Below are 25,958 nucleotides of genomic sequence, written 5' to 3'. Positions count from 1 at the left end.
CGTGATCAGCGCGTGGGCGCGGCCGAGTCGAGCAGCTCCGCCAGCTCCTCGATGACCTCGTCCAGCGGGTCGGCGGTGCCGGCGGCGCGGGACAGGCCGATCGCTCCCTCGACCGCGGCGACGACCGTCCGGGCCAGGCGGGGGGCGCGGGCGGGTGGGACCCCCGCGTCGGCGAGCGAGCCCGCGAGCACCTGCTGCCACGCCTCGAAGACCTCGCGGGCGACCTCGTGGTGGCGCGGGTCGGTCGACGTGGCGGCGGCGAGGACGGCGCAGCCGGAGCGGTAGTCGCTCTGGGCGAGGGTCGCGCGCCAGGTGTCGGAGAAGACCTGCAGCACGCCCCGCGGCCCGGTCTCGGGCGCCTGCTCGATGATCCGGGTGACGTAGGCGCCGACGTACCGGACCGCCTCGTCGACGAGCTCGGCCTTCCCGCCGGGGAAGTGGTGGTACGTCGAGCCGAGCGGCACGCCCTCCTGCTCGGCCAGGTCGCGCAGGCTCATCGCGTCGATGCCGCCCGTCCCGATCATCCGGGCGGCACCGGCGACCATCCGCTGGCGGGTGTCCCTCGTCATGCCGGAAAGTCTATTGCCCGGTCTATGACGACTGTCCTAGAGTCCGGCCCATGACCGTCTATGACACTCGTAATAGTGCGACCCGGCAGGAGACCACCGTCCTCGCCGACGACGGGCGCGAGCTGCGGGCCACCTGGTTCCGTCCCGCGGGCGAGCCGCGCGGTGCGGTCGTCGTGGTCCCGGCGATGGCGACGCCGTCGGCGTTCTACGGCGCGTTCGGCGACTGGCTCGCGGAGCACGGCTTCCTGGCCCTGACCTTCGACTACCGCGGCACCGCCTCGACGCAGGACCTGAAGGCCGAGACCGGCGACCTGCTGCGGTGGGCCGGCGACGCCGCGAGCGCCCTCGAGGCGCTGCTGGAGAAGGTGCCGGACGGCGTACCCGTGACCTGGCTCGGCCACAGCCTCGGCGGCCAGGTCCTCCCGTTCGCCCGCCACGACCTGATCGAGCGGGTGCTGCTCGTCGCCGCCGGCTCGGGCTACTGGCGGCACAACGTCGGCACCGTCCGGCTGGTCGCGCCCCTGCTGTGGCGCGTGGTCGTGCCGATCACCACGCGCCTGGCCGGCTACTACCCCGGCCGCCGGCTGCGGATGGTCGGCGACCTGCCCACCGGCGTCGTCCGGCAGTGGGGCCGCTGGTGCCTCGCGGAGGACTACCTGGCCGTCGACGTCCCCGACGCCGCCGCCCGGTACGCCGAGGTCACCGTCCCGATGAGCACCCTGCACTTCACCGACGACGAGCTGCTGTCCGAGGCCAGCATGCAGGCGCTCGAAGCGCTCTACACCGGGACGGTCGTCGAGTCGCAGCGCCTCGCGCCCGCGGACCTCGGCGTACCCCGGATCGGGCACCACGGCTTCTTCCGGCGCTCGTTCCGCGACGCGTGGGAGCAGCACGTGCTGCCCCGGCTCGCCACGCGCTGAGGGAACCCGCGCACGAGCCCCTCCACCGGTACGCCGACCTGTCGGAAGCGCGTGCCATGCTGCGGCCCGTGACCCTCCACCTGCACCGCGCCGCACGCACCGACGTGCTCGCGGCCGCGCTGGGGGACCTGCTCGCGACGCCGCTGGCGGATCCGTTCGCGACGGAGGTCGTGGTGGTCCCGGCGAAGGGGACGGAGCGGTGGCTCTCCCAGCGGCTCGCGCACCGGCTCGGGGTGGGAGCGCGGGGCGGGGACGGGGTGTGCGCCGGCATCGACTTCCGGACGCCCTGGTCGCTGGTGGCCGACGTGCTCGGCACCCGCGACGAGGACCCGTGGGCGCCGGAGGCGATCGTGTGGCCGATCGTCGCGGTCGTCGACGACGCCCTCGACGAGGGCTGGGCGCGCCCGCTCGCCCGCCACCTCGGTGCGGGCCTGGAGGGCGAGGAGGCCGACCTGCGGCGGGGTCGCCGGTTCGCGCTCGGCCGCCGGTTGGCCGGGCTGTTCACGTCGTACGCCGTCCAGCGGCCCGACCTCGTCCGCGACTGGCACGAGGGGCGGGACACCGACGGGTGCGGCCGGTCGCTCCCGGCCGATCTCGCCTGGCAGCCCGAGCTCTGGCGCCGGCTCGCCGCGCGGGTCGACGCGCCACCGCCCCACCTCCGGCTGGCGGAGACCGTGGAGCGGCTGCGCGCCGAGCCCGACGCCTTCGACCTGCCGCCGAGGCTCTCGCTGTTCGGCCACACCCGGCTGCCGGTCACCGAGGTGGCGCTCCTCGAGGCGCTCGGCGCCCACCGCGAGGTGCACCTGTGGCTGCCGCACCCCTCGGCCGCGCTCTGGGACGCCCTGGCGCCGGAGGCCGCCGCCGGGCCGGTGCCGCGCGCCGCGGACGAGTCCCACCGCCGGGTCGGCCACCCGCTGCTGGCGACCCTGGGCCGCGACGTGCGCGAGCTCCAGCGCACGCTGGCCACCGCCACCCTGAGCGAGACCGCCCCGGATCCCGATCCCGCAGCCCCCGAGACTCTGCTCGGCTGGCTCCAGACCGACCTGCGGGCCAACGCCACGGGGCCGACGGAGGGTCGGCGGCTCGTGCCGAGCGACCGCAGCGTCCAGGTGCACGCCTGTCACGGCACGGCCCGCCAGGTCGACGTGCTGCGCGAGGTGCTGGTCGGGCTCCTGGAGGACGACCCGACCCTGGAACCGCGCGACATCCTCGTGATGTGCCCCGACATCGAGACCTTCGCACCCCTGATCTCCGCGGGTTTCGGTCTCGGCGAGGTGGCCGACCGGGACGCCCATCCCGCCCACGGGCTCCGGGTCCGGCTCGCCGACCGGGCGCTCACCCAGACCAACCCGCTGCTCGCGGTCGCCTCGCGGCTGCTCGACCTCGCGGGCGGCCGGGCGGGGGTCGGCGACGTGCTCGACCTGGCCCACGCGGAGCCGGTCCGGCGCCGCTTCGGGTTCCGCGACGACGACCTCCAGCAGCTGACCGAGTGGGCGCGGACGGCGGGCGTGCGGTGGTCCTTCGACGCCGACCACCGGGCCGAGTTCGGGCTCTCGTCGTACGTCGCCAACACCTGGCGGTTCGGCCTCGACCGGCTGCTGGCGGGCGTCGCGATGTCCGACGACTCCCGCACCTGGCTCGAGCACACCCTGCCCCTCGACGACGTCGGCAGCGGGCAGGTCGAGCTCGCGGGCCGCCTCGCCGAGTACGTCGACCGGCTCCGCACCATCACCGACCAGCTGGTCGGCACCCACCCCCTCGATCACTGGCTCACCGTCCTCGAGGACGGCGTCGCGGCCCTGACCGCGGTGCCGGCGACCGAGGGGTGGCAGGCCGGCCAGGTGCAGCGCGAGCTGGCTCGGATCCGCGAGGCCGCCGGCGACCTCGGTGCGACCGACCTGCGCCTGCCCGACGTCCGGGCGATGCTCACCGACCGGCTGGCCGGTCGCCCCACCCGGGCGAACTTCCGCACCGGCACGCTCACCGTCTGCACGATGGTCCCGATGCGGTCCGTGCCGCACCGCGTGGTGTGCCTGCTCGGTCTCGACGACGGCGTGTTCCCCCGGGTCGGCTCCGTCGACGGCGACGACGTGCTGGCCCGCGACCCGGTCACGGGGGAGCGCGACGCGCGCAGCGAGGACCGCCAGCTGCTGCTCGACGCGGTCCTGGCCGCCACCGAGCACCTGGTGGTGACCTACACCGGCGCCAACGAGTACTCCGGCCAGCCGCGCCCGCCCGCCGTCCCGCTCGGCGAGCTCCTGGACGCGCTCGACCTGACGGCACGGGCCGGCGCCGGCTCCGTCGCCGATGCGATCACCGTGCGCCACCCGCTGCAGCCCTTCGACGCCCGCAACCACACCAGCGGCGCCCTGGTCCCCGGCACGCCGTTCAGCTTCGACCGCGCGGCGCTCGCCGGGGCTCGGGCCGCCGTCGGAGAGCGGCGGCCGGAGCCGCCGTTCCTGGCCGGACCGCTGCCCCCGGCGCCCCTCGAGGACGTCTCCCTCGATGACCTGATCGACTTCTTCGCCAAGCGCGGCGGCCCGGTCCAGGGCCTGCTGTCGCGCCAGCGGCTCGACCTGAGGCTGCCGCGGGAGGAGGAGCCGCTGGACGACGGCCTGCCCGTGGAGATCGACCAGCTCACCCAGTGGTCGGTCGGCGACCGGGTGCTGCGCGACCTGCTGGCCGGGCTCGACCCCGAGCAGGCCCGCCAGCAGGAGTGGCGCCGCGGGGTCCTGCCCCCAGGCTTCCTGGGCTGGCGGATCCTCGCCGAGCTCCTGGACCGGGCGCACCCGCTGGCCGAGGAGGGCCGCCGCCTGCGGGTCCGCGAGGCCCGCGCGGTCGACGTCGACGTCGACCTCGGCGACGGCCGCCGGCTGCGCGGCACCGTGCCGGACGTGTACGGCGACCGGCTGGTCCCGGTCCACTACTCCCGCCTCGGAGCCACCCACCGCCTGCAGTCGTGGCTGCGGCTGCTCGCGCTGGCGGCCACCGACGACGACCGCAGCTGGACCGCGCACACCCTGGGCCGGCCCGGCAACAGCCGCTCGCGCGACCCGTTCGGGGTCTCGCTGCTCGGTCCGCTCGACCACACGGCGGTCGCGGTCCTGCGCGATCTGGTCGCCCTGCGCGACACCGGCCTGTGCGAGCCGCTGCCCCTGCCGTTGAAGGCCTCGCTCGCCTACGCCCGCGCCCGCCGGACCCAGGCCACGCCGGAGGAGGCCCTGGTCAAGGCCGGCTGGGACTGGGACGACGGACGCTTCCCGGGAGAGTGCTCGGAGCCCGCGAACGTCCGGGTCTGGGGTCCGCGGTCGGCGATCCCGGGGCTCGAGGAGCAGCCGCGCGACGGCGAGTCCTTCGAGGGGGAGACCACCCGCTTCGGCGCCCTCGCGCTGCGGCTGTGGAGTCCGCTGCTGGTCGCGGAGCAGGGGAGCTGGTGAGCGTGGACGAGATGGCGCCCTTCGACGTCTGCGGTCCGCTGCCCGGCGTCGGCACGACGCTGTTGGAGGCCAGCGCCGGCACCGGCAAGACGTACACCGTGGGTGCCCTGGTGACGCGCTACGTCGCCGAGGGCGTCGCCGAGATCGACCAGCTGCTGGTGATCACCTTCGGCCGGGCGGCCAGCCAGGAGCTGCGCGAGCGGGTCCGCGAGCAGCTCGTGTGCGCCGAGCGGGCGCTGGCCGACCCCGCCACGGCCGATCGCTCGGACACGCTCCTCGATCGGCTGCTTCAGGAGGACGAGGCCACCCGGACGACGATGCGCCACCGGCTGCGCGACGCGCTGGCCTCCTTCGACACCGCGACCGTCGCCACCACCCACCAGTTCTGCCAGCTGGTGCTGCGCTCGCTGGGCGTCGCCGGCGACACCGACGCCGGGGCCGAGCTGGTCGACACCCTGGACGACCTGGTCGTCGAGGTCGTCGACGACCTCTACCTCCAGCGCTACGGCCACCTCCGCGACCGGCCGCCCTTCGATCGCGCGCTCGCGCTCGACCTCGGTCGCACCGCCGTCGGCGATCCCCAGGCGGCGCTCGCGCCGGCGTCCGACCCGGCGAGCCGGGCCGGCGAGCGGGTCGCCTTCGCGGAGGCGGTGCGGGCCGAGGTCGACCGCCGCAAGCGTCGCCTCGGCCTGCTCTCGTACGACGACCTCCTCGCCCGCCTCGCGGTCGCACTCGAGGAGGACGACGCCCCTGCCCGTGCCCGGATGCGCGAGCGCTGGCGGATCGTGCTGGTCGACGAGTTCCAGGACACCGACCCGGTGCAGTGGCAGGTCCTCGACCGGGCGTTCACGGGCCACGCGCGGATGGTCCTCATCGGCGATCCCAAGCAGGCCATCTACGCCTTCCGCGGCGGTGACGTCGTGACCTACCTCCGGGCGGCGCGCACGGCCGGGACCCGCGCCACGCTCGGGACCAACTGGCGCAGCGACGCCGATCTCGTCGACCGGTTGCAGGTCGTGCTGCGCGGCGCGGCGCTGGGCCACCCCGAGATCCGGGTGCGCGACGTCAGTGCGCACCATCCCGGGACCCGGCTGGCCGGAGCCCCGCACCCCGCGCCCTTCCGGCTGCGCCGGGTGCCCCGCGACGGCTTCCGGCTGCGACGCGGGCTGATCGCGGCCGCGGACGCCCGCGCGCGCATCGCCGAGGACTGCGCCGCCGACATCGCCGAGCTGCTCGGCTCCGGTGCGACCTGGGACGGAGCTCCGGTCGAGGCGCGCCACGTCGCGGTGATCGTCGGCGCCCGTGACCACGGCCTCCTCGTGCAACGCGCCCTGCACGCCCGCGGCGTCCCCGCCGTGGTCGCCGGAGGCGGTCACGTCTTCTCCACCCCCGCGGCCGGGGAGTGGCTGGCGCTGCTGGAGGCGCTCGAGCAGCCGCACCGCTCGGCCCTGGTCCGCGCCGCCGCGCTGACCAGCTTCTTCGGGCACACGGTGGTCGAGCTCGACGCCGAGGGCGAGCGGCTGACCGGCCGGGTGGCCGACGCGCTGCGCGGCTGGGCGCTGCTGCTCCGCTCCCGAGGCGTCGCCGCCCTCCAGGAGGCGGCCGAGGAGCGCGGGCTCTCGGCCCGGGTGCTGGGGGTCGCCGACGGCGAGCGGCTGCTCACCGACCTGCGTCACCTCACCCAGCTGCTCCACGAGACTGCGGCCCGCGACCGGCTGGGGCTCACCGCGCTGCTGGCGTGGTTCCGCGAGGAGCAGCGACGCACCGCCGCCACCGAGCGGCCGCGCCGGCTCGACTCCGACGCCGCGGCGGTCCAGATCGTGACGATCCACGGCAGCAAGGGACTGCAGTACCCCCTCACCTACCTCCCCTTCGCCTACCAGTCCTTCGAGTTCCCCACCGAGGTCGCGCTCTACCACGACGACGGCGGCCGCACCCTCGACGTCAGCGGTGCCGGGGCCGACTGGGAGCGGCACCTGGCGGCCCACCGCGCCGAGGAGGCGGGCGAGGAGCTGCGCGACCTCTACGTCGCGCTCACCCGCGCCCAGTCCCAGGTGGTGGTCTGGTGGGCGCCGACCGCCAACACCCGCATCGGCGGACTCCACCGGCTGCTCTTCGGCCGCCAGCCCGGCACGCCGGAGGTGCCCGACGCCCAGGACGTCCGCGACGACGAGTACGCCGAGCGGGTGCTCGGCCTGCTCGAGCAGCTCGGCGGGCCGGTGGCGGAGGTCGCGGAGACGGTCGAGGCGCTCGCGCCGTCCCGCGACGACGGACCGGATCGGCTCGACGCTCGCCGCTTCGGCCGGGAGGTCGACGCCGACTGGCGGCGCACGTCGTACTCCGGTCTCATCCGGGTGGAGGAGACGGGCGGCGAGGTGGCCAGCGAGCCGGAGGTGCCGGGGCTGGAGGACGAGCCGGAGACGGTCGAGCTCGCGCTCGCCGAGGCGGTGTCCGACGTCGCCGCGTCGCCGGTCTCGCCGATGGCCGAGCTGCCCGCCGGGGCGGCGTTCGGCAGCCTGGTCCACGGCGTCCTCGAGCACGCCGACCCCGATTCCCCCGACCTGGTGGCCGAGCTGCGCGGCCAGGTCGTCGAGCAGCTGCGCTGGTGGCCGGTCGAGGTGGCGCCCGACGACCTCGCGACGGCGCTGGTGCCCCTCCACGAGACCTCGCTCGGGCCGCTCGCGGACGGCCTGACGCTGGGCCGGATCCCGCTGCGCGACCGGTTGCGGGAGCTCGACTTCGAGATCCCGCTGACCGGTGGCGACCGCCGCGGTGTCGACCGCGACGGACCCGAGGTGCTGCTGCGCGACCTGGCACCGCTGCTGCGTGACCACCTCCCAGCGGACGACCCGCTGGCGTCGTACTCCCAGCGTCTGGAGCGGCCGCCCCTGGGCGACCAGCCGCTGCGGGGCTACCTCGCGGGCTCGATCGACGCCGTGCTGCGCATCCCCGGCGCGGACGCGACGAGCCCCGACCGGTTCGTCGTCGTCGACTACAAGACCAACCTGCTCGGCGAGCCCGGACGACCGCTGACCGCGGCGGACTACGCCCCGCCGTTGCTGGCCGAGGCGATGCTGCACTCGCACTACCCCCTCCAGGCGCTGCTCTACTCCGCGGTCGTGCACCGGTTCCTCCGCTGGCGGCTGCCCGACTACGACCCGGAGGTCCACCTCGGTGGGGTGCTCTACCTCTACGTCCGGGGGATGTGCGGTCCGGACACCCCGAGCGTCGACGGCGTGCCCGCGGGTGTCTTCAGCTGGCAGCCGCCGGCAGCGCTGGTCGTCGCCCTCTCCGACCTGTTGGACGGTGTCCGGTGATCGAGCGCTTCGAGACCGACGACCCCCACGACGCCCGGTTCGCCGCCGGCGCCACCGGGCTGTTGCGCGACTTCAACCGGGCCGGCGTACTGACCGCGGCCGACGTACACGTGGCCGCGCGGGTGGCCGAGCTGACCCGCACGCTCGAGGACGACGTACGCCTCGGGGTCGCCCTCGCCGTGCGGGCCGCGCGGCAGGGCTCGGTCTGCGTCGACCTCGCCACGCTGGCGGGGGACCCCGACGACGCCGACCTGCCCTGGCCCGAGGCGGCGGGCTGGCTCGACCGGGTCGCCGCCTCCCCGCTGGCCGCCGCGTCGGTGGTCCAGGTCGAGGGCGGTCTGCTCTACCTCGACCGCTACTGGCGCGAGGAGGGCCAGGTCCGCGACGACCTGCTGACCCGCGCCGCCGCGGTGCCGCCGCACGTCCTCGTCGACCGGCTGGAGGCGCGCGCCGACGGCCTCTTCCCCGGCGCCGGGTACGCCGAGCAGCGCGCCGCCGCGCTCGCCGCCGCCCGGCAGTGGACGACCGTCCTCACCGGGGGTCCCGGCACCGGCAAGACCACCACCGTCGCCGGACTGCTCGCGCTGCTCACCGACCAGGCCGAGGCGCAGGGGCGACGACTGCGGATCGCGCTGACCGCTCCCACGGGCAAGGCGGCGGCCCGCCTCCAGCAGGCCGTCCAGGACGCCCAGGGGGGCGAGCGGTTCTCCGAGGACGACCGGACCCGGCTGGCCGAGCTGTCCGCCTCGACCCTGCACCGCCTGCTGGGCTGGCGCCCGGAGTCCAGCACGCGCTTCCGCCACCACCGCGGCAACCGGCTGCCCCACGACGTGGTGGTGGTCGACGAGACCTCGATGGTCTCCCTGACGATGATGGCCCGGCTGCTCGAAGCGGTCCGGCCCGACGCCCGGCTGGTGCTGGTGGGCGACCCGGACCAGCTCGCCTCCGTCGAGGCGGGCGCGGTGCTCTCCGACCTGGTCGAGGGCCTGGACGCCCGCGCCCCCGAGTCGGTGGCCGGGCTGCGCACCACGCACCGCTTCGGCGCCAGCATCGGTGCCGTGGCCGAGGCGCTGCGGGTCGGTGACGCCGACCGGCTGCTGGCGCTGCTGCGCGACGACGACCCGGCCACGTCGCTGGTCGACCCCGACGACCAGACGGCGATGGGCGGGGTGCAATCGTTACTGCTGCGCCACGCGTTGGCCGTCCGCGAGGCGGCGCTGGCCGGCGACGCGGACGCCGCCGTACTCGCCGCCGACCGGCACCGGCTGCTCTGCGCCCACCGAGACGGGCCGTGGGGCGTCACCCACTGGAACCGGCAGGTGGAGCGCTGGCTCGGCGACGCCACCGGTCAGCCCCTCGGCGCCGCCTGGGGCCACGAGTGGTACGCCGGCCGCCCGCTGCTCGTGACCGCGAACGACTACGGCCTGGAGCTGTTCAACGGTGACACCGGCGTCGTGGTCGCCGAGGGCGAGGACCTGCGTGCGGTGATCGCCGGGGCCGACGCGCACCGCCGGCTGCCGATCTCGCGGCTGGGCGACGTCGAGACCCTGCACGCGATGACGGTCCACAAGAGCCAGGGCAGCCAGGCCCGCGAGATCACGCTGCTGTTGCCGCCGGACGACTCGCCGCTGCTGACCCGACAGCTCTTCTACACCGCGGTGACCCGCGCCCAGGACCACGTCCGGGTGGTGGGGTCGGAGGCGGCCGTCCGCGCCGCCGTGGCGACGCAGGCGCAGCGCGCCACGGGGCTGCGGCAACGGCTCCGGGACGCCGATCCGGCCCGGTCCGGACCCTGACACGCGGAAACAGCGCGGCAACGTCGGCCGGTTAGGGTCGTGGCGTGCCCTTCCTGCTGCGCGTCGAGCTGCCCGACGTCCCCGGGTCCCTGGGCCGGCTCGCCAGCCGGATCGGTGAGGCCGGGGGCGACATCGAGGCGATCGAGATCGTCGAGAAGCGGCGCGACGGGACGGCGGTCGACGACGTGCTCCTGGAGATCTCACCCGGCGCGATGCCCGACTCGATCGTCTCCGCCTGCAACGCCATCGACGGCGTCCGGGTCGTCTGGATCAGCCGGTACGCCGCCGGCGGGAACCTGTTCCTCGACCTGGAGGCGGTCGAGGAGCTGACCGCCAACCCGGCCGAGGCGCTGGACAAGCTGATCGACCTGCTGCCGATCACCTTCCGCGCGGACTGGGCGGCGCGGGTCAGCGACCAGGCCGGGGTCGTCTACGCGACCGAGGCCGCGCCGGCCGACCTCGCCTGGGTGTCGATGGGCCGGGCCGCCCGGCTCGACACCGACGACGACAACGTGCACTGCGGCGCGCGGCTCAACCACCACGAGGTCGTGATCATCGGCCGCCGGGGTGGTCCGGAGTTCCTCGACTCCGAGCTCGCCCGGCTCGGCCACCTGGTCGCGCTGGCGATGTCGATCGCCCGCGCCGGCTGACCGGGGCTCAGACCCGCTCGAGCAGGAAGACCGGGATCTCGCGGTCGGTCTTCTGCTGGTACTCGCCGTAGGTCGACCAGGTGTCGACGGCGTACTCCCACCACTCGGCGCGCTCCTCGCCCTCCAGGACCCGGGCGCGGTAGGTGTGCTTCTCGGCGCCGTCCTGGAGGTCGACCTCCGGGTGGGCGAGGAAGTTGTGGTACCAGGTCGGGTTCTTCGGAGCCCCGCCCAGCGACGCGATGGCGACGTACTTCCCGTCCTTCTCGACGCGCATCACCGGGTTCTTGCGCAGCTTCCCGGACTTGGCGCCGCGCGAGGTGATGACCACGATCGGCCACTCGGGGTTGCCGCGCAGGATGTTGCCGCGCTGGCCGCCGGAGGACTCGAACTCCTCGACCTGGTCGCGGACCCACTGCTCGGGGCTGGGCTCGTACTCGCCTTCAAGTGTCATGTCTGTCCAATGCCCCGAGGAGGGCGCGCCATTCCCCGCCGGCCCGCGGCGATAGCGTCTGCGCCATGAGCGCTATCGACGGGGTGTCGGAGATCTTCGACGCCGAGGCCTGGGACGTCGTCCCCGGCTTCGAGGAGCTGACCGACCTGACCTACCACCGCGCGAAGGACCACGGCACCGTCCGGGTCGCCTTCGACCGGCCCGACGTCCTCAACGCCTTCCGGCCCAACACCGTCGACGAGCTGCTCTGGGTCCTCGAGCACGCCCGCACCTCCAGCGACGTCGGCTGCGTCATCCTCACCGGCAACGGCCCGAGCGCGAAGAACGGCAAGTGGGCGTTCTGCACCGGCGGCGACCAGCGGATCCGCGGCAAGGCGGGCTACCAGTACGAGGAGGGGCACCACGACCGATCCGGCGAGGAGCCCAACCCGATCGACAAGGCCAAGCTCGGCCGGCTGCACATCCTGGAGGTGCAGCGGCTGATCCGGTTCATGCCGAAGGTCGTCATCTGCGTGGTGCCGGGCTGGACCGCCGGCGGCGGCCACAGCCTGCACGTCGTGTGCGACCTGACCCTGGCCAGCACCGAGGAGGCGCGCTTCAAGCAGACCGACGCCGACGTCGGCTCCTTCGACGGCGGCTTCGGGTCGGCGTACCTCGCCCGCCAGGTCGGTCAGAAGATCGCCCGCGAGATCTTCTTCCTCGGCCAGGAGTACTCCGCCGAGGACGGCGTCCGGATGGGCACCGTCAACCGCGCCGTCCCCCACGCCGAGCTGGAGGCGACCGCTCTGGAGTGGGGCCGGCTGATCAACGGCAAGAGCCCGACGGCGCAGCGGATGCTGAAGTACTCCTTCAACGCCATCGACGACGGCCTGATCGGTCAGCAGATCTTCGCCGGCGAGACCACCCGACTGGCGTACATGACCGACGAGGCGGCCGAGGGTCGCGACCAGTTCCTGGAGAAGCGCGACCCGGACTGGTCGCCATTTCCCTGGTACTACTGATCTTCGATTCCGGAATATCCGGTGATCCGGTTGTCTGGACCACGAACGGGATCACTTCGTTCGACAGTGATCCGGAAAGCCGCCTCGATTTCGTGGCGCTAAGGTCCCGCGCATGTCATCCATGCGGGACCGAACCGACTCGCTCATAGGAGATCGGCATTTCCGGTGTGGAATCGACGTGGGCACGTCGTACCTGAAGGTGTCGTTCGTCGACGAGAGCGATCGGACGGTGGGCGCGACCCGGCGCAGGTCCCCCGTCTCGTCGGTGCTGTCGGGTGAGCCGCTGTTCCGGCCCTATGCCTGGTTCGAGGAGGTCGTCTCGGCGGTCGTTCAGGCGGCGAGCGGTGTCGCTGACGACTCCGGCTCCGGGTCGCGTTCGTCCGGGATCCTGAGCCCCCGGCCACGGAGTGCGGGGCGCCTGGCCTTCGCATGTGTGTCTCCCGTGGTGGTCGCGATGCCGCTGGATCGGCCGGCGGACGCCGTGGCGCTGCCCTACTGGACGCTTCCGGACATCGATCGGGGAGGGTCGATCGATGGCGTCGGTGAGGCGGCGGCAGGGTTCGCCCGGACGATCCGGCGCTTCTCACTCCTCGCCTCCGTCGTCGCCGGGGGCCGCGTCGCGTTCACCGACCTCGGCGGGTACTTCGTGTACCTGCTCACCGGGCGCCTGACGTTGAACTGCGCCTCGGCTGCGGAGATGGGGATCACGAGCTGGTCGGACCTCGACGAGATCGGACGGACCGTGAGGGGTGCGGAGCTTCCGGTGCTGGGGTCACCGTCGGCCACGGCGGCGACCGTCCGATCCTCCGAGGCCCGGGCAGTCACGTCGCTGCTGACCGGGTGGGAGGCGTCTTTCGGCGGATCGGACAGCTTCGCCGCCGCGCTGGCCACCGGGGCCGACCGGACCGGTGACCTCATGGTGTACCTCGGCACCTTCGCCAGTCTGTTGCGAACCCGCGACGACATCGCGGCTCTCCCGAAGTCAGATCCGTGGCCGAGGTCGCCGTACGAGTGGATCGTGTCGGTGCCGGGATTCGGGGAGCACCTGGAGGCGACTGCGACGGCGATGTTCCCGCGCCGCAGTCTCGCCGACGCGCTTGCCGCGTTCGTCGATCTGGCCGGACAGGCGCCGGCGGGAGCGGGCGGAGAGATTCTGAAGGTCCCGGTGTGGGGCGCGAACGGCCTCGCGCGCGGCTCCTACGATCTCTTGTCCGCGACACCGCCGCGATCACGGCGCCCGTTGGTGGCGCGCGCCGTCCTGGAGTCTCCGGCGTACCCCATGCTGGCACTAGGTGACACCCTCGTGGGCGACGACGATCCCAGCCCTCACAGGGCGAACGGTGCGTCGAGAGGGCTGAGTTCCTTGCCGGCGCTGCGGGTCGCGGGAGGGGGGAGCCGCAGTCGCGGATGGCTCGAGATTCTGGCAACAGCCCTGGGTCGCGAATTTGTCGTGAAAACCGACACCACGGGGAATGCCGGTGCCATAGTTCTCGCGACGCCCGGATCGACCGTCCGGGCGAGTGCGGGCGCGGCGATCGTCAATGTCGACGGGGATGCTGACCGAGTCGTGATTCGGGGAAACCTGGAGCGGCTCCGAGGCCACTACGTTGCACAGAAGCGCGACTGAGTGCGACCGCGCGAATCACCGAAATCCTCTCGACTCGGGCGCAAGCAGATTCAGGAGAAATCCGATGACTGAGCGCATCGATTGGAACTCCGTCGTCCCCATCGTCCACGACATCGCGATCAAGGCCCATGACCTTGCCTCGGATGTGATCGGCGATCGCCGACACCACATCAGCTACTGCGCGATCTTCTGCCAGGACGACGGGCAGTACGACGACTACGTCGCCGCCGTGGCCGCCGCGGGAACGCTCGCCAACGAGACCGCGACAGGTCCGGTGTACGTGACTCCGGGGATCGAGACCCCTGCCGGGACCTTGCGCGTCGTCAAGGTCCGGAAGCCCGATCCCACCCGGCCCGAACTCGGCGACGCCGACTTCGCCGTGGACGACTACGCCGCATTCAAGGCGACCTTCGAGACGACGGGTCAGCTGAGTCTGATCGAACGGCCCCACTTCGAGATGCTGGAGCTGACCGTGCCGGGCGCGCCGGTGCGCGCCTACTTCTCCCACCCGCCCGTCGAGAAGCACCCCGGGATCCGCGAGGTGTTCGATGAGACCGCCTGAGGACCTCGTGCGGTCGACGCATCGACGCGACGACACCTGTGCCTGGCGGCGGTAACGGGAGCGGCGATGACCTGGTACTTGCGACTCAGCTCAGCGACCCAACGCTTCCGCACGCCGATCCTAGTCGGGGTCGGAGCGAGCGCCCTGCTCGCGGGAGTGGCGGCGGTCTTCATCGATCCGGTCGACGACTTCCTCAAGGGCTCCAACGTGGTGCCGTACCTGTGCCTGCTCCTCCTCATCGACCTGGCACTCGCGGAGCGCAGCCGCCTCGCCGACGAGGTGGTCGACGTCTCGATCAACCAGGACGAGGCGATGCCCAAGCTGATGCAGATCGCCCAGACGCTGCGGCACGAACAGGTCGACCTCCTCGAGTACGCCGGCCAGACGACTCTGCCGCTCATGCGTTGCGTCGCCCGCCAGGAGCTCCCGGTCCGGATCCTCATCAAGCACCCCGAGACAGTGGCGCCCATGCAGAGACAACGGACCATCTCGACGCTCGACACGCTGTACACGTCGGTGTTCGACAAGTATTCGGCCGGCTTCGAGGTTCGCTGCTATCGCGGTCCGTTCACGCTGCGAGGTCGCCGGCTGGGTCACCGGGTCCTCGAGCTGGGGTGGTTGACGACGGACCGTGACCGGCAGACGGCGTACGGCCACGACAATCCCTCGATGCTGCACGACATTAGGCGTCCCGACACCCTCCATCTGACGAAGTTCTTCGACAAGACCTTCACCGACCTGTGGGACGCTCCGGACACCGAGGACGGCGCTGCCGTGCTGGCTCGTCACCACCAGACGACCTCATGATCGTCGCGATTCACCAGCCCAACCTGTTCCCTCGACTCAAGGTGCTGCAGAAGCTGGCGCTCGCCGACCTGTGGGTGGTCCTCGACGACGTGCAGTTCAACCGCCGTGACTACCAGCAGCGGTCATGGGTTCAGCCGACCGATCCGATGAACCCGGCCCAATGGTGCTCGCTCCCGGTGACGCTGCCCCAGCGTCGTCGGACTCCGATCCGTGACGTCGTGGTCTCCGCTCCGGCGGCGTGGGCGACGTTTCGTCGCAAGGTGGACTTCCTCTACGCCGCTCACCCCGTCGTCAGGCGACTTCTGGACTCCGCCGAAGCCGGAGTCGCGCCACCCGGGACATCCGGTGCATCGACGACGATGGATGAAGCGATCGAGCACGAACTCCCCCGTCTCTCGGGGATCGCGATCTCGTCGACGACTGCACTGCTCGCCGAGGCTGGAGTCGCGCCGCACGTGGTGTTGGCTTCGACGTTGCGAGACACCGTGGAGCCGAAGTCATCGGGCATCCTGCAGATCCTCGCAGCCGTCGGGGCGACGACCTACCTCGCGGACTCGGGTGCCCGTGGCTACCTTCGGTCATCCGACGTCACGCGGACGGGGTGTTCTCTGATGTGGCAGCGCTGGTGTCCCGATCCCCGGGTCGAGCTTGCCGACCAGGTGCAACGCAACGGCACCGCGTTGAACGTCGTCACCAGGCATGCGGCATTGTTCCCAGAGCTTGTCAGGGGATCGACGGTCACCCGTTTGATGGAGGAGTGCAGTTGACGATGCGCGTGTTGGTCACCAACGACGACGGCTACGCCGCGCCGGGGTTCACCGCGATGCTGCGCGCGGTCCGGCTGCTGGGGTGGACGCCGTACCCGGTCGCTCCCGAGGGCGCGATGTCAGGTGCCTCTCGATCTCGACGCAGTGGTGTCACCTACGAGGTGACTCGTCGCGAGGTCGAGGGCGTCGAGGTCGTCTGCGTCGACGGGTCGCCCGCGACGTGCGTGGTCGTGGGGCTGACGTCCGGTCTGATCCCCGAGGTCGATCTGTGCGTGAGCGGCGTGAACGCGGGAGAGAACCTGGGCAGCGCACTCAGCGTCAGCGGTACGTTCGGGGCAGCACTCGAGGCACGTTCCTACCAGGTACGCGGCGTCGCCCTGTCCCGGCAGTACGGCGGCGACCTGGGCAGCGATCCGAACGGCTGGGAATGGGAAGGTATCGCCGAGGCCTGCGCAGCCGCACTGGAATGGACGATGCGCCGGGAGGACTGGACGGTGGCCAACATCAACATCCCGAACGCTCATGATCCCGCCGAGGCTCCGGTCACGGGCGACGTCAGCGCGGTCTCCTACTTCACCGACGTCTTCAACCCGTCGACCTCACAGATCGAGAGCAGGCTGGAGTTCGACCGGCACGCGCTGCGTCCGACCGACGACATCACGCACTTCGCCCTGGAAGGCAGGGTGTCGGTGACCTTCCCGGCGGGCTACTGAGCCGATGACCAGCAGGTGGGAGCGGATCGCGCGGGCGCAGGCCGGCGCGGACTACGCGACGACGTACGCCGACCGCTTCGCACGCCTCGCCGCCGACGGCCAGGACGTGCACGGCGAGGCGGCGCTGGTGACCCGGCTCCTCGCGCCCCCGGCCCGGGTGCTGGACGCGGGCTGCGGGACCGGGCGGATCGCCGTACGCCTCGACGAGCTGGGGTACGACGTCGTCGGGGTCGACGTCGACACGGCGATGCTGGACGTCGCCCGCCGGGACGCTCCGCAACTGTCCTGGGTGGAGGCGGACCTGGCGACCTTCGAGCTGGGGGCGACCTTCGACCTGGTGCTGCTCGCCGGGAACATCCTTCCGCTGCTGGAGCCGGGGACCCTGGACGCCGTCGCCGCCCGGCTCGCGGCGCACACCGCACCCAGCGGCCGGGTCGTGTGCGGCTTCGGCCTCGACGCCGCCCACCTGCCGGGCGACTGCCCGGTGACCCCGCTCGCCGACGTCGACGCCGCGATGGCGGCGGCCGGGCTGGTCGCGCGGGAGCCGCTGGCGACCTGGGACGGCGACCCGTACGACGGCGGCGGGTACGTCGTCACCGTGCACGAGCGGTGCGAGAGGATCGGCGCATGAGGGTCGTGGTGCTGACCGGTGCCGGGATCTCCGCCGAGAGCGGGGTCCCGACGTTCCGCGATGCCGACGGGCTGTGGGAGGGCCACCGGGTCGAGGACGTCGCGACCCCGGAGGCCTTCGACCTGCAGCCCGGGATGGTGCACGCGTTCTACGACGCCCGCCGCGCCGCGCTCGCCGAGGTCGACCCCAACCCCGCCCACGCGGCGCTGGCCCGTTTGGAGCAGACCCTGGGTGACGACCTGCTGGTCGTCACCCAGAACATCGACGACCTGCACGAGCGATCGGGCTCGCAACGGGTGCTGCACATGCACGGCGAGCTGCTCTCGGCCCTGTGCCGCGGCTGCCGCAGCCGCTCGCCGTGGGCCGACCCGCTCGCCGACCTCCCGCCCTGCCCGCGCTGCGGCGTGACCGAGCTGCGGCCCGACGTCGTCTGGTTCGGCGAGATCCCCTACGAGATGGACCGCATCTACGGCGCCCTCGAGCGCTGCGACCTGTTCGTCTCGATCGGCACCTCCGGCGCGGTCTACCCCGCGGCCGGCTTCGTCCAGGCGGCCGCGTCGTACGGCGCCCGCACGCTGGAGCTGAACCTGCTCCCCTCCGAGGGCAGCCACCTCTTCGACGAGACCCGGCACGGTCCGGCGTCCCGCGTGGTGCCGGACTGGGTGGACGCGCTGCTGGGGTAGTCCGTCACACAAGGGGGTTAAGACGGCTCTCAGCCCCCTCTGGTGTGACGGACTACCCCGCCAGGCGCTCCCGGATCAGCCCCTCCAGCCGGACGACGTCGTCCTCGACGCCGATCACGGGGGCGAAGCCGCGGACCACGTCGATGAACATCTCGCCGCTGGCGATGATGCGCGGGTCCATGTGGCCGAACACCTCGAGCGCGACCACGCCGTACAGGCGCGTCCAGCCCTGCATGTAGACCCAGACCAGGCCACGGTCCTCGCGGGCGAGACCCTCCACCTCGGCCGGGATCAGCGGTTCGAGCACCGAGTCGCGGATGGCGGGGGGCAGGTCGTCGACGGCCGGGATGGGGTGCCGGTTCTGCTCCCAGAGCGCGCGCATCTGGTCGGTGAACAGGTGGCCCGACGACGACAGGGTCAGCATCTCGCGGCGGGTGCAGGACGCGTCGGCGACCGGGTTGGCGAAGACCAGGCCGAACTCGCGCGGCTGGGTGAGCGCCCACTGGCGGAACGCGGTCACCGACACCACGAGCCGGCCGGCGTGGTCGTCCTCGGGCAGCTCGTCGGCGGCCGCCGCGAATGACGCGGTCGCCGCCTTGTCGATCTCGAACGCGACCAGGTCCACGAGCTCCTGGTAGCTCGCGACGTAGCGGTACAGCGCCGGCGCGGTCATCCCCATCCTGCTGGCCACCGCGCGCAGCGAGAGCTCGGCGCCCTCGGCGAGCAGGGCCCGTGAGGCCCGCACGATCTCGTCGTACGTCGCCTCGCGCTGGCGCTCACGCCTGGTCGGCTCCCGCAACGTCCCCACCTGTGTTCACTCCCGTCGCCCCGAAACCGTTGACGTGAGCAGTTTACACCGTTTATGGTTTACACCGTTCACTTTACTTACCTGTGTTCACCAGTCCCGAGGAGACCGTGATGATCGAACGCTGGGGTGCCTACGTCGGACGCCGGGCACGGACCGTGCTGCTCGCCGGACTGGCGATCGCCCTGGCCGCCGGTGCGTTCGGCATGGGCGTCTTCGACCATCTCTCGCAGGGCGGCTTCGACGACAAGGCCAGCGAGAGCTCGCGCGAGCTCCGCGTCGAGCAGGACACGTTCGGCAACCGGTCGCTCGACGTGATCGCGATCTACTCCAGCGAGGAGCTCACCGCCGACCAGCCGGAGTTCCGTGCGGCCGTCGCGGCCGTCGTCGACGCGATCCCGCAGGACCTCGTCTCCGCGGTGGTGCCGTACTACGACAGCGAGCGACCGGACCTGGTCAGCGCCGACGGACACGCCGCGCAGGTGCAGATCTCGTTGGCCGGCGAGACCGAGGACGACTTCACCAGCGCCTACGAGGAGCTGAGCCCCGACCTCGTGGCCACGGGCCTGGAGACCGACCTGGCCGGCACGTACGCCGTCTTCACCGATGTCAACGAGATCACCTCCGACGACCTCAAGCGCGCCGAGCTGATCTCGATGCCGCTGGTGCTGCTGCTCGCCCTGCTGATCTTCGGCAGCCTGGTGGCGGCGTCGATGCCGGTCCTAGTCGGCGTGGTGGCGATGCTCGGGGCGCTGGCGGTGGTGCGGGCGCTGACCATGGTCACCGACGTGTCGATCTTCGCCGTCAACGTGATCTCACTGCTCGGCATCGGTCTCGCGATCGACTACGCGCTGTTCGTGGTCAGCCGGTTCCGCGAGGAGCTCGCGCTCCTGCCGGACGACCATCCGGATGCCGCCGCCATCGCCGTACGGCGCACCATGGCGACCGCGGGCCGGACCGTGCTCTTCTCCGGCCTGACCGTGGCGGCGGCGATGTCGAGCCTGCTGATCTTCCCGCAGGCCTTCCTCAAGAGCATGGGGTACGGCGGGATCGCGGCGGTCCTGGTCGCGATGGTCGCGGCGCTGACCGTGCTGCCGGCGACGCTGCGCCTGCTGGGTCGTCGCGTGGACGCCGGCCGGCTCCCGTGGCGCCGGCACCGTCCCGTGGTGGTCGACGACGCCCACGGCCGGTGGGCGCGGCTGGCCCGTGCGGTGATGCGCCGGCCGGTCGCCGTGATCGCGGTGACCGTGGTCGGCCTGCTGGTCATCGCCTCGCCGTTCCTCGGCGCGCGCTGGGGGAGTGTCGACCACCGGGTGCTGCCGGACGACGCACCCGCGCACGTGGCGATCGACAAGCTGAACACGGAGTTCGGCGCCGAGGCGTCGACCGCGTCGCTGCTGCTGCGGGACGTGCCCGACGAGCAGGTGGCGTCGTACACCCGTGCGGTCCAGGAGGTCGACGGCGTCACGGCCGTCATCCCGGTCGCGCAGGCCGACGGCGCCACCCTGTTGCGGGCGGTCTGGGAGGGCAACAGCCAGACCGAGGCGTCCCAGGCCGTCGTCCACGACCTGCGGGAGGTCGATCCCGACGTAGGCACCGTGCTCGTCGGCGGCCAGACCGCGGCGACCGTCGACCTGATCGACTCCGTCGGCGCGCACCTGCCCTGGATGGGGCTCATCGTGCTCGTCGTGATGCTGGTGCTGCTGTTCCTCGCCTTCGGGTCGGTGGTGCTGCCGTTCAAGGCGGTGCTGATGAACCTGTTCTCGGTCGCCGCCTGCTTCGGGGTCGTGACCTGGATCTTCAGCGACGGCCACCTGGCCGACCTGTTCGGCTTCACCCCCCAGGGCTTCCTCGACGTGACCAACCCGATCCTGATGCTGGCGATCCTGTTCGGTCTCTCGATGGACTACGAGGTGTTCCTGCTCTCGCGGATCCGCGAGCAGTGGGACCGCACCCACGACAACGACCTCGCGGTCGCGACCGGCCTGCAGAAGACCGGCCGCATCATCACCAGCGCGGCCCTGCTGCTGGGCGTGGTGATCGGCGCGTTCGGCACCAGCGGGATCGTGTTCATGAAGATGCTCGGCATCGGCATGCTGGTCGCGCTGCTCATTGACGCGACGGTCGTCCGTGCGCTGCTGGTGCCGGCGACGATGAAGCTGCTCGGCGACTGGAACTGGTACGCCCCCGGCCCGCTGCGCCGCTGGTGGGAGCGGTACGGCTTCCGCGAGGGCGACGACGTGCTCGACGGCGTCGCCGAGGACGACCCCGGCCGGAAGGCGTCCGTGGTCTGATCCGGGCCGTGACATCGGCCTCACTGCCGGGGTGTCCCGTTTTGTGCGTCGCTCTCAGGGCACGTCTTGTGCTGTGATGCGGGCCCGACCCCCCGCCTTGAGGAGATCCGATGAAGACCCTGACCCTGGCCGCCGCTGTGCTCGGCGCCGCGACCCTGCTGACCGGCTGCGGTGGCGACGACGACAGCGGCAACGGCGGCGGGTCCGCCGGCGACAGCTCCTTCACCGACCAGTCCGCCAAGGAGATCGCCGACACCGCGCGCGAGGCCATGGCCGGCCTGGAGTCGGTGCGCGTCGACGGCTCCATCACCAGCGACGGTCAGGAGATCGCCCTCGACCTCGCGGTGAGCACGGCCGGCGAGTGCGCGGGCACGGTCTCCATCGGCGGCGCCTCGGCCGAGCTGCTCGGCACCGACGGCACGGCCTGGTTCAAGCCGAGCGACGAGTTCTGGACCGCCCAGGCCGGCGAGCAGGCCCAGACGATCATCGACCTGGTCGCCGGACGGTGGGTCGTGATGCCCGCGGACGACGACAGCTTCGGCGAGTTCTGCAACCTGAACTCCCTCCTCGAGGAGCTCGTCGACAGCGACGACGAGGGCAGCTACGAGAAGGGCGACGTGTCGGAGATCGACGGCACCGAGGCGATCGCGATCACCAACACCGACCAGGAGGACGGCCCGTCCGTCGGCCACGTCCAGGTCGACGGTGACCACTACCTGCTGAAGGTGGAGCGCACCGAGGGCGACGACCAGGGGTCGATCACCTTCTCCGACTTCAACGAGGAGGTGCCGGTCGAGGTCCCCGCCGAGGAGGACATCGTCGACCTCAACCAGCTCGGCAGCTGATCAGCGGCAAGGACGGGGCGGGGCCGCAGGTAGCGGCTCTGCCCCGTCCTGGCGTTCAGGGCGCGAGCAGCGCTCCCGCGTGCGGCGGCAGCGTGAGCGTGCCGCCCGCCAGCTCGGCTCCGGCGAGCGTCGCGAAGAGCAGCCGGCCGTGCGGCAGCGCGAAGCTCGCCTCGGCGTCGCCGAGGTTGACCACCACGGCCAGCTCGCCCCGGTGCATCACGAATGTACGGCGCTCCTCGTCCACCTCGCACCGGGTGCGGGCGAACGCCGGGTCGGTGAGCTGGCTCCACTCGCGACGCAGCGCGCCCAGCCGCCGGTAGACGTCGAGGATCCGCGCGTGCCGGCCCTCGGCCGCCTCGGCCCAGTCGAGCTTCGAGCGCGCGAAACTGGCCGGGTCCTGCGGGTCCGGTACGACGGCCGGGTCCCAGCCCATCCGCTCGAACTCCGCGATCCGTCCCTCGGCCGTCGCCTTCCCGAGCTCGGGCTCCGGGTGCGAGGTGAAGAACAGGAACGGCGACGAGGCCGCCCACTCCTCGCCCTGGAAGAGCATCGGCGTGAACGGGCCGGCCAGCGTCAGCAGCGCCGCGCAGGCGAGCTGGTCCTCGTCGAGGTGGTCCGTGATCCGGTCGCCGACGGCGCGGTTGCCCACCTGGTCGTGGTTCTGCGCGCACACGACCAGCCGCCAGCTCGGCATCGCCGCGGTGTCGACCGGGGTCCCGTGGTCGCGGCCGCGGAACGACGAGAACGTGCCGTCGTGGAAGAAGCCGCGCTCGCACACCTTGGCGAGTGCGCCGAGCGGCGCGAAGTCGGCGTAGTACCCGTCGGTCTCCCCGGTCAGGGCGACGTGCACCGCGTGGTGGAAGTCGTCGCTCCACTGCGCGTCCAGGCCGTAGCCGCCGGCCTCGCGCGGAGTCACCAGCTTCGCGTCGTTGAGGTCCGACTCCGCGATCAGCGTCAGCGGCCGCCGCTGGTGGGCGGAGAGTGCCGCCACCTCGACGGCCATCTCCTCCAGCAGGTGGGTCGCCGACCCGTCGGCCAGCGCGTGTACGGCGTCCAGCCGCAGCCCGTCGACGTGGTAGTCCTCCAGCCACATCCGGACGTTGTCCAGGATGTAGCGCCGCACCTCCGCCGAGCCGTCACCGTCGAGGTTGACCAGGTCGCCCCAGGTGTTGCTGCCGGACTTCAGGTAGGGACCGAAGAGCGGCAGGTAGTTCCCGGACGGGCCCAGGTGGTTGTAGACCACGTCCTGGATGACGCCGAGCCCGGCGGCGTGGCAGCCGTCGACGAAGCGCTGGTAGCCCGTGGGGCCGCCGTACCCCTCGTGGACCGCCGACCAGAGCACACCGTCGTAGCCCCAGTTGTGGGTGCCGTTGAAGGCGTTGACCGGCATCACCTCGACGAGGTCGACGCCGAGGTCGCGGAGGTGGTCGAGCCGGCCGAGCGCCGCGTCGAACGTCCCCTCCGGGGTGAAGGTCCCGACGTGCAGCTCGTAGACGACCGCCCCCGCGAGCTGGCGCCCGGTCCAGGCCTGGTCGGTCCAGGCGAACGCCGCGGGGTCGTGGGTTCGCGAGCGCTGGTGGACGCCCGCCGGCTGGCGCCGCGACCGCGGGTCGGGTCGGGGCACGTCCGAGTCGTCGATCAGGTAGCCGTAGTCCACCTCCGAGCGTGGATCGGGAACGGGTCCCGCGGGGGTCCACCAGCCGTCGTCTCCGCGGTGCATGTCGACGATGGCATCGCCCACCGACAGGCGGAGGCGCGACGGCCGCGGTGCCCACACGTCGTAGACGGAACGCATCAGATCTCCTCCACCAGTAGCGCGACGGGATACCCGTCGAGCAGCTCTCCCACCTGCGCCGACGCGGGCCGGTCGGCGATCACGTCGTGCCAGCGTCCGTCGGGCAGCCGGAGCTCGGTGTCGCCCCAGCCGCCCCGGGCGGCCAGCCCGACCGGCAGCCGGGTGACGACGGCGATCGCCCCGCCCCGGTCGTAGGCGAGCACGTGGCCGGCCGCCGGCCCGCTCGCGGCGACCGGCGCGTAGGACCCGAACAGGTCCGGCCGGTCGCGGCGCAGGCTCAGCGCCGCGTGGGTGACCCGCAGCTTCGTCACCCCCGGGTCGTCGAGCGCGCTGCCGAGCGGCGACCACTCGGCGGCCCGCAGCAGGTCCTGGCGACGGTCGAAGTCGACCCGGCGCCGGTTGTCGGGGTCGACGAGGGACTGCTCCCACAACTCGCTGCCCTGGTAGACGTCCGGCACCCCGGGGATCGTGAGGCCCAGCAGCTTGGCCGACAGTGCGTTGACCCAGCCCGGGCCCACCACGTGGGGGAGCAGGTCCTCGATGACGGCACGCACGTCGTCGCGGTCGAACGCCGCGTCGACGGCCGCGTGGACGGCGGCCTCGTACTCCTCGTCCGGCTCCGTCCAGGTGGTCCGGTCGCCGGCCTCGCGCATCGCCTTCTCGGCGTACCCGTGCAGCCGGGAGCGCAGGTCCGGGTCGGACGGCAGCCACGAGCCGACGACGGCCTGCCACAGCAGCGAGCCGAAGCCCGGGTCCGGCAGCGGCACCAGCGAGAGCAGCGACTCCAACGCCGGCTCCCACCGCCCGGGCAGCTCGGCGTACGTCGTGATCCGCGCCCGGACGTCCTCGCCGCGTTTCGTGTCGTGCGTCGACAGCGTCGTCATCGCGTGCGGCCAGTCCCGCTGCCGCTCGGCCATCGCGGTGTGGAAGTCCGGCACGGACAGCGCGAACACCGACGGGTCACCGCCGACCTCGTTGAGGGAGGTGAGCCGGGAGTAACGGTAGAAGGCGCAGTCCTCGACACCCTTGGCCATCACCATGCCGCTGGTCTGCTGGAACCGCTTGGCCCCGGCCAGGTCGGCGTCGAAGAGCCACGGCTCCAGCCGGTCGAAGGTCGCGCCGAGGTCGGGGCGGTGCCGCCGGGCCTCGGCGAAGGCGTGCTCGAGGTGCTCGCGGCCCTCGGGCAGGTAGGAGCGGTAGACCGGGAAGCAGGCCAGCAGCTCGCCGACGGCGTCCTCGGCACGGAACGCAGGGACCAGCGGCACGTGACGGCGCAGGTCGCGCACGATGCGTCGTACCTCGGAGTGCAGGATGCCGTCGGCGACCGCGCGCTTGGTCCCGTGGACCATCTCGGCCCAGTCGACCGGCCCGCCGCGCAGCCGCGCCTCGAGGTCGTCGAGCGGCGCCTGGCCGGCGGGGTCGGTGAGCACGCGGTCGATGTGGGCGAGCGCGTCGTACCCGGTGGTGCCGGCGGTCTCCCACGAGCCAGGCAGGCGTTCGCCCGGCTCGAGGATCTTCTCCACCAGCACGTAGGCGCCGCCCGTGAGCGTGGCGAGGTCGCGCAGGTAGCCCCCGGGATCGCGCAGCCCGTCGGGGTGGTCCACCCGCAGCCCGTCGACCAGCCCCTCGTCGAACCAGCGGCGGATCTCGACGTGGGTGTCGGCGAAGACCTCCGGCTCCTCGACGCGTACGGCGGCCAGCGTGTTGACCGCGAAGAACCGCCGGTAGTTGAGCCCCTCGTCCGCCATCCGCCAGTTGACGAGCTCGTAGTGCTGCTCCGTCAGCGTGGTCGTGCCGGGGGCGAGCGGGAAGCGGTTGTCGTGGTAGCGGACCTCGCCCTCCTCGACGAGCACCTCGATGGCGTCCTCGTCGTCGTCGCCGACCACGGGGATCCGCAGCTTCTGTCCCGTCGCGTCCCAGTCGATGTCGAACGCGGCGGCGTGCTCCGCCTCGCGGCCGTGCTTCAGCACGTCCCACCACCACGGGTCCGCCTCCGGCGTCGCGACGCCGACGTGGTTGGGCACGATGTCGACGAGGACGCCCATGCCCAGCCGCCGGGCCTCGGCGGACAGCGCCGCGAGGCCCTCCGCGCCGCCGCGCGCGGGGTCGACCCGGTCGTGGCGGATGACGTCGTACCCGTGCGTGCTGCCGGGCGCGGCCTCCAGGATGGGCGACAGGTAGACCCAGTCGGCGCCCAGCTCGTGGAGGTAGGGCAGCAGGCGGGCACAGGCGAAGAGGTCGAGGTCGGCGGTGACCTGGAGCCGGTAGGTGCTGGTCGGGACCCGCAC

Annotated in this window: 20 protein-coding genes; 15 read left to right on the top strand and 5 right to left on the bottom strand. The window is 72.6% G+C overall.

What is annotated here, in order from left to right; genetic code table 11:
- Positions 1–5 precede the first annotated feature (5 nt).
- The gene (locus VMF51_RS06555; protein WP_325473606.1) at positions 6–569 is read right to left on the bottom strand and encodes a TetR/AcrR family transcriptional regulator; all 564 of its coding nucleotides are present in this window, start codon (positions 567–569) and stop codon (positions 6–8) included.
- Between the two features lie 50 nt (positions 570–619).
- Between VMF51_RS06555 and VMF51_RS06550 the strand changes: the two genes are divergently transcribed.
- The 5 genes from VMF51_RS06550 (at position 620) to VMF51_RS06530 (ending at position 10,689) form a co-directional block, all read left to right on the top strand.
- On the top strand, positions 620–1,489 hold the full coding sequence (locus VMF51_RS06550; RefSeq protein ID WP_325473605.1) for a serine aminopeptidase domain-containing protein: 870 nt from the start codon (positions 620–622) through the stop codon (positions 1,487–1,489).
- A gap of 68 nt (positions 1,490–1,557) precedes the next feature.
- The gene (gene recC, locus VMF51_RS06545; protein ID WP_325473604.1) at positions 1,558–4,926 is read left to right on the top strand and encodes an exodeoxyribonuclease V subunit gamma; all 3,369 of its coding nucleotides are present in this window, start codon (positions 1,558–1,560) and stop codon (positions 4,924–4,926) included.
- A complete protein-coding gene (locus VMF51_RS06540) occupies positions 4,923–8,243 on the top strand; it encodes a UvrD-helicase domain-containing protein (RefSeq protein WP_325473603.1) in 3,321 nt (1,106 codons plus the stop codon). Before recC ends, VMF51_RS06540 begins: the two co-directional genes overlap by 4 nt.
- A complete protein-coding gene (gene recD, locus VMF51_RS06535; protein ID WP_325473602.1) occupies positions 8,240–10,039 on the top strand; it encodes an exodeoxyribonuclease V subunit alpha in 1,800 nt (599 codons plus the stop codon). The genes VMF51_RS06540 and recD overlap by 4 nt, the downstream gene beginning before the upstream one ends.
- Positions 10,040–10,083: 44 nt before the next feature.
- The gene (locus tag VMF51_RS06530) at positions 10,084–10,689 is read left to right on the top strand and encodes an amino acid-binding protein (RefSeq protein WP_325473601.1); all 606 of its coding nucleotides are present in this window, start codon (positions 10,084–10,086) and stop codon (positions 10,687–10,689) included.
- Between the two features lie 7 nt (positions 10,690–10,696).
- On the opposite strand, the gene VMF51_RS06525 is transcribed toward VMF51_RS06530, so the two are convergent.
- Positions 10,697–11,140, bottom strand: coding sequence for a nitroreductase family deazaflavin-dependent oxidoreductase (locus VMF51_RS06525; protein WP_325473600.1), 444 nt, complete (start codon positions 11,138–11,140; stop codon positions 10,697–10,699).
- A 65-nt stretch (positions 11,141–11,205) separates the two neighbouring features.
- Here VMF51_RS06525 and VMF51_RS06520 point away from each other — a divergent pair, with 65 nt between their 5' ends.
- The 8 genes from VMF51_RS06520 to VMF51_RS06485 all read left to right on the top strand — a co-directional run bounded on the left by VMF51_RS06520 (position 11,206) and on the right by VMF51_RS06485 (position 17,931).
- Positions 11,206–12,141 (top strand): 1,4-dihydroxy-2-naphthoyl-CoA synthase, encoded by a 936-nt coding sequence (locus VMF51_RS06520; RefSeq protein WP_325473599.1) that lies wholly within the window; start codon positions 11,206–11,208, stop codon positions 12,139–12,141.
- A gap of 112 nt (positions 12,142–12,253) precedes the next feature.
- The gene (locus tag VMF51_RS06515) at positions 12,254–13,768 is read left to right on the top strand and encodes a hypothetical protein (protein WP_325473598.1); all 1,515 of its coding nucleotides are present in this window, start codon (positions 12,254–12,256) and stop codon (positions 13,766–13,768) included.
- Between the two features lie 64 nt (positions 13,769–13,832).
- The gene (locus VMF51_RS06510; RefSeq protein WP_325473597.1) at positions 13,833–14,330 is read left to right on the top strand and encodes a hypothetical protein; all 498 of its coding nucleotides are present in this window, start codon (positions 13,833–13,835) and stop codon (positions 14,328–14,330) included.
- 66 nt (positions 14,331–14,396) lie between these two features.
- Positions 14,397–15,137 carry a hypothetical protein gene (locus VMF51_RS06505; protein ID WP_325473596.1) on the top strand — a complete coding sequence of 247 codons (741 nt, stop codon included), beginning with the start codon at positions 14,397–14,399 and terminating at the stop codon, positions 15,135–15,137.
- Positions 15,134–15,904 (top strand): WbqC family protein, encoded by a 771-nt coding sequence (locus tag VMF51_RS06500; protein WP_325473595.1) that lies wholly within the window; start codon positions 15,134–15,136, stop codon positions 15,902–15,904. The genes VMF51_RS06505 and VMF51_RS06500 overlap by 4 nt, the downstream gene beginning before the upstream one ends.
- A 2-nt stretch (positions 15,905–15,906) precedes the next feature.
- Positions 15,907–16,617, top strand: coding sequence for a 5'/3'-nucleotidase SurE (locus VMF51_RS06495; RefSeq protein ID WP_325473594.1), 711 nt, complete (start codon positions 15,907–15,909; stop codon positions 16,615–16,617).
- Between the two features lie 4 nt (positions 16,618–16,621).
- Positions 16,622–17,248 carry a class I SAM-dependent methyltransferase gene (locus tag VMF51_RS06490; RefSeq protein WP_325473593.1) on the top strand — a complete coding sequence of 209 codons (627 nt, stop codon included), beginning with the start codon at positions 16,622–16,624 and terminating at the stop codon, positions 17,246–17,248.
- On the top strand, positions 17,245–17,931 hold the full coding sequence (locus VMF51_RS06485) for an NAD-dependent deacylase (protein ID WP_325473592.1): 687 nt from the start codon (positions 17,245–17,247) through the stop codon (positions 17,929–17,931). Before VMF51_RS06490 ends, VMF51_RS06485 begins: the two co-directional genes overlap by 4 nt.
- Before the next feature lie 52 nt (positions 17,932–17,983).
- Here VMF51_RS06485 and VMF51_RS06480 read toward each other — a convergent pair whose 3' ends face one another.
- A complete protein-coding gene (locus tag VMF51_RS06480; RefSeq protein WP_325473591.1) occupies positions 17,984–18,730 on the bottom strand; it encodes a TetR-like C-terminal domain-containing protein in 747 nt (248 codons plus the stop codon).
- Positions 18,731–18,849: 119 nt separating this feature from the next.
- On the opposite strand from VMF51_RS06480, the gene VMF51_RS06475 reads away from it, so the two are divergent.
- Together VMF51_RS06475 and VMF51_RS06470 are read left to right on the top strand one after the other, a co-directional pair.
- The gene (locus VMF51_RS06475) at positions 18,850–21,030 is read left to right on the top strand and encodes an MMPL family transporter (RefSeq protein ID WP_325473590.1); all 2,181 of its coding nucleotides are present in this window, start codon (positions 18,850–18,852) and stop codon (positions 21,028–21,030) included.
- Between the two features lie 110 nt (positions 21,031–21,140).
- A complete protein-coding gene (locus VMF51_RS06470; protein ID WP_325473589.1) occupies positions 21,141–21,875 on the top strand; it encodes a hypothetical protein in 735 nt (244 codons plus the stop codon).
- Between the two features lie 55 nt (positions 21,876–21,930).
- On the opposite strand, the gene treZ is transcribed toward VMF51_RS06470, so the two are convergent.
- Entirely contained in the window at positions 21,931–23,670 is a 1,740-nt protein-coding gene (treZ, locus tag VMF51_RS06465) for a malto-oligosyltrehalose trehalohydrolase (RefSeq protein ID WP_325473588.1), read from the bottom strand.
- Positions 23,670–25,958, bottom strand: coding sequence for a malto-oligosyltrehalose synthase (treY, locus tag VMF51_RS06460; protein WP_325473587.1), 2,289 nt, complete (start codon positions 25,956–25,958; stop codon positions 23,670–23,672). Before treY ends, treZ begins: the two co-directional genes overlap by 1 nt.

It is taken from the genome of Nocardioides sp., assembly GCF_035503875.1.
Classification (GTDB): Bacteria; Actinomycetota; Actinomycetes; order Propionibacteriales; family Nocardioidaceae; genus Nocardioides.
This window is presented reverse-complemented; position numbering and strand designations above follow the sequence as displayed.